The following is a 7,152-nucleotide window of genomic DNA, read 5'->3' as shown; positions in this document are numbered from 1 at the left end:
GATTGGCCTCCTCGGCGCTCTCGATACGGCGGCGCAATCGGGGGCGGCGGCGAAGCGGCATTTCAAGAAGCCGATGACCGAGGGCGCCGAAAGCGTCGTGCGGACGGCCGGATCCTCGGCGAGGACCGCCTGCAGGGCGCGGGCGGCCTCCATGGCGTTCGGCTCATAGGCCTGTTGCGGGCCGCCCGCGTCGATGACCACGTCCAGGACATAGGGGCCGACACCGGCCCCGACGAAGGTGCGGATGGTCCTCTGCACCGGCAGCTCCTGATCGGTGTAAACTGAGATGCTGTGGGACGGGTGGACGTTGGCCAGGCCCAGCGCGAGCAAGGCCCCGAATAGGCCGAGGCCGACGCCGATAGAGAGCCTGGGCGCCTTCAACGCCAGCTCGGCCACGGCCCCCAGGCCACGGTTCCAGAGGGTGCTGAGCTCGCCGAAGCCCGGTTTGACCACCGGCAGGGGCAGGACGGCGCGGATAGCCGGGACCAGGGTCAGCTCCAGGGCGAGCGCGCCCAGAACGCCGACGCCGGCCAGGACGCCGAAGCGGGCGAGCGCCGCCACATCGAGCAACAAAAGGGCGAAGAGGCAGGCAGTGGCGCCGATGACGGCCAGGGTGAGGACCGGCCCCATGGCGGCGATGGTCTCGACGAGCGCCTCGTCGTTCTGAGCGTGGGTGGCCCGGCCCTCTGGCACGCGGGCGCGGACCTCCTCCATGTAGCGCTTGAGGAGCTGAACCGAGTGGCCGGCGCCGACGGCGAGGACCAGGATGGGCGCGAGCACCGCGTAGGTGTCCAGGGGCAGCCTCAGCCAGCCATAGACCCCGACCGCAATGGCGGTGGCCGTCAGGCCCGTGAATATAGGGATCACCACGGCCTGGACCGAGCGCAGGGCCTCCCAGTGAAGCAGCAGGATCAGCAGCATGATCCCCGGAAAGAACAGGGCGATCCGCTTGGAGAACATGTCGTTCTGGGCCAGGAACGCGGGCTGGCCGGAATAGTCGATCGCCACGCCGTCTCTCTCAATACGGGCGATGTCGCCGTCGATCTTCCTGAGGATGTCGCCATAGGCGCCGCTGATGGCGTCGAGGTCGGCGTAGACGGTCAGCGAGCCGTTGGGGGCCTGGACCAGGGGGGCCTGGGGGCCCAGGCCCTCAAGGACCGCGGGGGTGAGCCCATCGCCCATGGCGCAGAGCTCGCCCAGCCCCACCACCTGCAGTTCACCGGCGTCGTCGCTGACATACTTCATAGTGTTGGAGCCCACCCCGTATACCCGGCCGGGGGCGACGCCGTGCGTGCGTTCGAGGACGGTGGTCAGGGCGCAGGCGGCGCTCAGCCGGTCGGACGGGGCGCCGCCGGAAACGATTAGCGCGAGCGTGCTGCGGCTGCCGAACAGGTCCTGGATCCTGTGGATCTGGCTGGTGAGGGGGCTGCGCTCTGGCAGGGTGGAGTCGTAGTCGCTGACGAACCGCGACTGCGCGGCGCCGGCGATGGCGACGGCGGCGGCCAGGGCGGCGGCGGCGATGAACTTGTAGGGGTGGCCGACTATGGCCTTGCCCAACAGACGGAACATTCAGATCTCCAGTGTGGTCAGAAGCCGGCCCGCAGGCCCACGGCGATGAGGGAATTGTCTTCCAGGCGGCCGAACAGGCTGTCGGACCGGCCGGCGAAGCGTTCGGCGAGGAGGCTGGCGCGCAGGCCGTCGCGCAGCGCGTAGGTCAGGCGGATCTGGGCGTAGGTTCCGCCGCCGGCGTAGGCGGCGACCGTGGCCTCCACCGAGCCACGCTCGGCGGCGAAGGGCTTGCGCAGGCGTACCGTGGCGCCGACGACGGTGTCGCGCCAAGCGTACTGGATGGCGGCGTTGCGAAGCGCGGTGGCGGCCTTCGGGCCGGGTGGAGCCGGCTGGGTGTCGTTGGCGCGGAGCACCGTCTGGACATTGAGGTTGAGCTGGCCCGGGAGGTCGCGATCGGCGCCGAGCACCAGGGCGAACCTGGGCCTTCGGAGGGCCAGGCCGGTGAGATCGCTGCGGTCGTAGTGGTAGAGCGCGGCCTCGGCGCGGACGCCGTAGGGCCCAAGGGTGGTGGCGAGGTCGCCGCCCAGCATCCGCAGGCGCGGATGGCGGAGGATGATCTGGGGGCGACCGGCCGCAAGGCCTAGGTCGAGCCATGGGGTCCGGTCGGCGAGGTCGGCGTAGCTGATCGACCAGTCGAGGGCCTGGCCGTAGCGTTCGTAGCGCAGCGCGAACTGGCCCTCGGTATTGCCCGGTCGGTCGCGGATCTCGGGCGCCGGAAGGGTGATGGGGAGCCGGTTGGCGCGGAACTCCGGCAGCCAGTGCAGGCTGGCGACGCCGCCGGCCAGGTCGAGCTGGGCGCTGGCGCCGGCGGCGCCCAGGCGGTTATCGCCGTCGTCCTCGGTCAGGCGGCGCAGGTCGCGGGCGCCGATCACGTCGGTGGGGTTGATCCGATCGCTGCGGCCCCAGGCGTGGACCTGGCGGCCGGCGGTAAGGCGCAAGGGACCGGGCGTGACGGTGATCGAGGCCTCCCGGATGTCGGCGTCGGCCTCGTCGTGGCCGACCGGATCGGCGGCGACCCAGGCCTCGAAACGCAGGCTGGCGCCGTCGCTGGACGGTGCGCCAGCGCGGATCCAGGCCTCGGCGTTGGCGACCGGGCCCTCCTCCGCTCGGGACATGCGGTCACCGGACCAGCCGGCGACGCGCCATGAGGTCTCGATGTCGGCGTGAGCGGTCGAAGCGATGAGGGATGCGCCGAGGGCGAGCACGGCGGGTCTCACGACTTGAGCGCTCCAGGGGCGACCTCGGAGTCGGCGACCGTCACGTCGATGCGGAAGTCGGCGAAGTCGAGCCGCGAGACGGCGCCGGATCGCTCATTGCGCATGGTGATCTGCAGGGCCTGGGCCTTGCCGGGCGCCAGGGTGCGGACCTCGGCGGCGGTCATGGTCTTCAAGAGGCCGCCGGCCAGGTCGAAGAACTGGGCGCGAGCCGGGACCAGGTCGGCGTCGCGGATCCAGGAAAGGCGACGCGAATAGCCGGTCTCGGACGCCAGGCCCGGACGGACGGGCAGGCTCTCCACGAGGGTGCAGGCGGCGCCGGCGATCCGCTCGCGGCGGAGGATCGCGTGGCGCCAGGCGGCAACCTCGTGGCCGACGATGTCGCCGAAGGAAAACTCCGAGCCCATCCAAGGGTCGCGGCGGTTGGAGGAAACCAATCGGCGTACCCGACGCAGAGAGGGCAAATAGATCCAGAGGTCGTCGGCGGCGGCCTGGCGCTCCACGGTGAGGGTGGCGACGCCGCGCATGTCGGCGGGTCCCTCGATGCGCATAAGCCGGGCGCTGGCGGCGCCCTTCTCAAGAAGCTTGCCGGCGCCGCGGAGCTGACGGACGCGATCGGCTCCCCCGCGGGTAGCGAGGACGAGCTTGGCGCTGAAGCGCGCATGGGCGAACCGGCCGGTCTCGTAAGAGGCGGTCATCAGGATATCGGCTTGCGGCGCCTTGGCCCGGGCCGGATGCGCGGTGAGAGCCAGGAGGCCGGCGGCGGCGGCGCGGCGGGTCGGCGGCTGGGCGATGCCCATCGGAAAAGCTCCTTGAACGGAAGGGTTGGGTCAATCGAGGTCGGACACGCCGGACGGCGGAGCGATCTCGGACGGCAGCTCGGCGGGCCAGGCGCGCCAGGCGCGCAGGGCCAGGCGCCGCCGGGTGTCGGCGATAGCGTCCCAGGCAGTGGGCGCGGCCATCAGGAGCGCCGCCACGTCGGCCAGGGCGTCAGGGGAATCGGTCGTCATGCGGGGTCCTGACCGGTTTGAGAAGGTGGGGACGGCGCGACCGGGCCCAACGGCGATTCCGATGAAACCCGCGGACCCGGACGACGCCGGGGACGGGGCTTCTCCCATCGGGGGGCCCTGAAAATCTTGCGGCGGCGCTGATAAGTTTCTGAAATCTCGCCAAGGCGGCGGCGACCGCCGGCGGCCCCGCAGCGGACGAGAAAGCGCTGCAATATCGAGGAGATAACGCTGCTTCGGCGACCTGAAATCGCAACCGGTATTCTGAGGAAGTTCTGAGGCGGACCGCCGGGGCCCGCCGGCGGCGTAGGCGCTGGACCTTTTGGATGCTAGCGGCGGAGCATGACGGACCGGTTCCTGGTGGCCGGGCCTTACCGGCTCGACCTGGAAGATGAGCGCGTTTGGCGCGCCGAGACGTCCCTGCACTTGGGCGGGAAGGCGTTCGCCCTGCTGCGCGCCTTGATGGAACGTCCGCAGGTGCTGGTGACCAAGGACGAACTGTTCCAACGGGCTTGGCCGGGGCTGGCGGTGAGCGACTCCGTCCTGACGACGGCGATCAAGGAACTGCGCCGCGCCCTGGGCGACGACGCCCGCAGCCCCGAGGTGATCGGCACCGTCCACGGCCGGGGTTATCGCTTCCTGATGCCCGTGGAGCGCCGGGGGGCGGGTGAACTGGTCCCCGCCGCGGTCGCCGGCGAGGCTGCGCCTCGGGACCGGACACGGCCAGCGGGATGGCTCGTGGCGCTCGCTCTCGCGATGGCGAGCTTGATCGGCGCCGTGGTGCTAATCGCCTGGAGGCAGGACTTGGCGGTCAAGTCGTCGGCGAACGCCGAAGCGACCGCGTTGAAATCGGTGGTCGTCCTGCCTTTCGCCGACCTGACCCCGGGGCGTAGCGAGACCTGGTTCGCCGACGGAATGACCGAGGAGATCTCCTTCAGTCTGGCCCGGGCGCCGGACCTGCGGGTGATCTCGCGGCAGGCGGCGGCCCGGTTCCGCGACAACGATACAGATGTGCGCGCCGTGGCGCGCGAGTTGGACGTCGCCCACGTGCTGACCGGCTCGGTGCGGCGGGACGGCGACCACGTGCGGGTGAGCGCCCAACTTATCCGCGCTGCGGACGGGGCGCAGCTGTGGTCGCAAACCTACGACCGCCACGACCGCGGCGTCATCGCCATCCAGCAAGACATCGCCTTCCACATCGCCTCGTCCCTGAAGAGCATTCTGGAGCCGGCGAGGCTTCGGGCCATGGTCGACGCCGGGACCCGGTCAGTGGAGGCCTATGAGGCCTATCTGCGCGGGGTGGCCCTGGACCAGCGGCAGTCCGACGAGGGCGATGTAGGCTACGCTCGCGCCGCGGCGGTCGAGTACGAGCGCGCCCGGGCCCTGGACCCTAATTTCGCGGCGGCCCATTGGCGGGCCGCCAACAGCTGGTTCGGTAACGCCACCCGGGTTGTGGCCATCGGCCGGGGACAGAGCGACGAGGTCGAGCGGGCGAACTATGTGGCGCGCCTCGACGCCGCCATCGCGGCCAGCACCAACGAGGCCGAGAGCCTCAAGTACCGGGCCGCCCGGGCCAGCGCCCAGCTGCAAATCAAGGACGCCCACCGGCTGATGGTCCGCTATCTGGAGGCCCGGCCGCGGGACATCGACGCCTGGGAGGAAATGGCCGACCTGTCGGCCTATGCCGGAGAGCGGCGCTGGATGGCGCGAGCGGCCGAGCGGCTGCAGACCCTCTCCATGGAGGACGGCTATCCGCGCTCGCGGGCGATCACGGTCTCGGTCATGGCCCTACAGTACGACGCCGCCGTCCAGCGTTCGCGGCGGCAGCTGAAGGCGCGGCCGGACAATGCGCTGACCCAATACCAGGCGCACCGGGCCTTCGTCTGGGCGGGGCGGCTGGCTGAGGCGCGGCGGCTGCTGGAACAGGTGAAGGCCTCGGCCATGCCGGCCGATACCAAGATGCTGGCCGAGATCCGGCAAGCCTGCGCCGAGGGTCGCGTGGAGGACGCCCGGATCCTGCGCCGGGGCGTCGACGCCGTGGGCCGCGAAACCACCCGCTGGCAAGCCGCCATGCTGTTGGGCGACGCGGAGGGCGGCTATCGGATCCTGCTGCCCCTGGACACGGCGGGGAAGCTGCCGACGCTGATGCAGTTCATGATCTATCCGGACTTTGACCCGAGCCGCTATCCGAACCTCAATGCGAGGCTGATCCACGAAGGGGTGGCACGCCGGCCGGTCACGTCCCTGCCCTTTGCGTGCAAGACGGCCTAGGGCGTTCTGCCCAAGTCAGGACATTCGCAATGACTGCAAGAAGCCCATTGCGGACATGCCGACAGGTTTGACGTTAGTGCGCCTGCAAGCTTGGATCTATTTCCGCAGAAGGTCAGCAGGCTCAACCATGAGAGCTGCGGCAATTCTCGCCAACACGAGCACGCTAGGATTTCTGCGACCGCGCTCGATGCCACCTAGGTAGGTAAGGTCAATCTTGGATTCGAACGCGAGTTGCTCCTGGGTAAGGGACCTCGCCTGGCGCTGCAACCGCACGTTCCGGCCCACAATTGCTCGCCAATCCATTGAAGGATGGAGCGCGACGAGGCATATAGTCTCCAGGGACTATAGTCCCTATTCGTCACTTTGGATGGGACGCCTCGGATGGCTCGTCAGACGGCGAAACGCATTCAGACCCTACGTGCACCCGAGCCGCTCGACGACCTCTATCGCCGCTACGCCGGCTGGCTGAAGGCAATGCTCCGCCGCCGTTTCGATCGAGACCAAGTCGACGACCTGGTGCAAGAGACCTACCTGCGGGTCGGTCCCTACGTGTCGCGCGAAGACATCCGCCATCCTCAAGGGCTGCTGTTGCGGATCGCCGAGAACCTCGCGATCAACGAGGCCAAGTCGCGCAAGCGCATGCGGGCCTATGCCCAGCACGCGACGCTCATCCCGAACTCAGCGGCCCAATCCGCCGCCCAGCTCGAAGCGATCCTCCTCCAGGAGGTCATCGCCAGCCTGCCTGAGATCTACCGCGACGTGTTTGTGCTCAACAGGTTCGCGGGCCTGAGCTACGCCGAGATCGCGACCCGTCGCCAGCTTTCGCTGAAGACTGTAGAATGGAGGATGTCGAAAGCGTTGGCGCTCTGCGCCGCGCGCCTCCGGGACTAGACGAAGCCATGGCGAAGGCCACGACCGAAGACCACCGGGCAGACCAGGAAGCGGCCGACTGGTTCACCCGGCTCAATTCCCGGGTCGTGGCGACGAGCATCCTCGAAGACTTCTACGCCTGGCGCCGCGAGCCCCGGAACGACGAGGCCTACGGCCGTGTCGAGGAGGTCTGGCGGCGCACGGAGGCGCTGAAGGGTTCC

Annotated in this window: 8 protein-coding genes; 3 read left to right on the top strand and 5 right to left on the bottom strand. The window is 69.5% G+C overall.

Translation table 11 applies throughout. The features are described 5' to 3' along the window. From RMO04_RS10680 to RMO04_RS10665, 4 genes are all read right to left on the bottom strand, one after another. A partial coding sequence (locus tag RMO04_RS10680) for an MMPL family transporter (protein ID WP_309644768.1) occupies nt 1-1,569 on the bottom strand: 1,569 nt, incomplete at its 3' end. A 17-nt stretch (nt 1,570-1,586) separates the two neighbouring features. Next, nucleotides 1,587-2,786 carry a DUF1302 family protein gene (locus tag RMO04_RS10675; RefSeq protein ID WP_309644767.1) on the bottom strand — a complete coding sequence of 400 codons (1,200 nt, stop codon included), beginning with the start codon at nt 2,784-2,786 and terminating at the stop codon, nt 1,587-1,589. Further along, on the bottom strand, nt 2,783-3,583 hold the full coding sequence (locus RMO04_RS10670; protein ID WP_309644766.1) for an outer membrane lipoprotein-sorting protein: 801 nt from the start codon (nt 3,581-3,583) through the stop codon (nt 2,783-2,785). The genes RMO04_RS10675 and RMO04_RS10670 overlap by 4 nt, the downstream gene beginning before the upstream one ends. 30 nt (nt 3,584-3,613) lie before the next feature. Then, nucleotides 3,614-3,793: a hypothetical protein gene (locus tag RMO04_RS10665; protein WP_309644765.1), complete on the bottom strand. Its 180-nt coding sequence runs from the start codon at nt 3,791-3,793 to the stop codon at nt 3,614-3,616. A gap of 339 nt (nt 3,794-4,132) precedes the next feature. Here RMO04_RS10665 and RMO04_RS10660 point away from each other — a divergent pair, with 339 nt between their 5' ends. Beyond that, nucleotides 4,133-6,061, top strand: a complete 1,929-nt coding sequence (locus tag RMO04_RS10660) for a winged helix-turn-helix domain-containing protein (protein WP_309644764.1) — start codon at nt 4,133-4,135, stop codon at nt 6,059-6,061. Between the two features lie 96 nt (nt 6,062-6,157). On the opposite strand, the gene RMO04_RS10655 is transcribed toward RMO04_RS10660, so the two are convergent. Then, nucleotides 6,158-6,364, bottom strand: a complete 207-nt coding sequence (locus tag RMO04_RS10655; RefSeq protein ID WP_309644763.1) for a helix-turn-helix transcriptional regulator — start codon at nt 6,362-6,364, stop codon at nt 6,158-6,160. A gap of 78 nt (nt 6,365-6,442) precedes the next feature. Between RMO04_RS10655 and RMO04_RS10650 the strand changes: the two genes are divergently transcribed. Further along, entirely contained in the window at nt 6,443-6,952 is a 510-nt protein-coding gene (locus RMO04_RS10650; protein ID WP_309644762.1) for a sigma-70 family RNA polymerase sigma factor, read from the top strand. An 8-nt stretch (nt 6,953-6,960) separates the two neighbouring features. Continuing rightward, the coding region (locus RMO04_RS10645) for a DUF4880 domain-containing protein (protein ID WP_309644761.1) at nt 6,961-7,152 on the top strand (192 nt) is incomplete at its 3' end.

Source organism: Phenylobacterium sp. (assembly GCF_031412415.1).
GTDB lineage: Bacteria > Pseudomonadota > Alphaproteobacteria > Caulobacterales > Caulobacteraceae > Phenylobacterium.
The sequence above is the reverse complement of the archived record's forward strand: the minus strand, read 5'-3'. Positions and strand labels throughout refer to the sequence as shown.

Excerpts from the sequence above, each read along its gene's own strand:
- RMO04_RS10670 (WP_309644766.1), bottom strand. The coding sequence starts at position 3,583 with ATGGGCATCGCCCAGCCGCCGACCCGCCGCGCCGCCGCCGCCGGCCTC.
- RMO04_RS10665 (WP_309644765.1), bottom strand. The coding sequence starts at position 3,793 with ATGACGACCGATTCCCCTGACGCCCTGGCCGACGTGGCGGCGCTCCTG.
- RMO04_RS10660 (WP_309644764.1), top strand. The coding sequence starts at position 4,133 with ATGACGGACCGGTTCCTGGTGGCCGGGCCTTACCGGCTCGACCTGGAA.
- RMO04_RS10650 (WP_309644762.1), top strand. The coding sequence starts at position 6,443 with ATGGCTCGTCAGACGGCGAAACGCATTCAGACCCTACGTGCACCCGAG.
- RMO04_RS10655 (WP_309644763.1), bottom strand. The coding sequence starts at position 6,364 with ATGGATTGGCGAGCAATTGTGGGCCGGAACGTGCGGTTGCAGCGCCAG.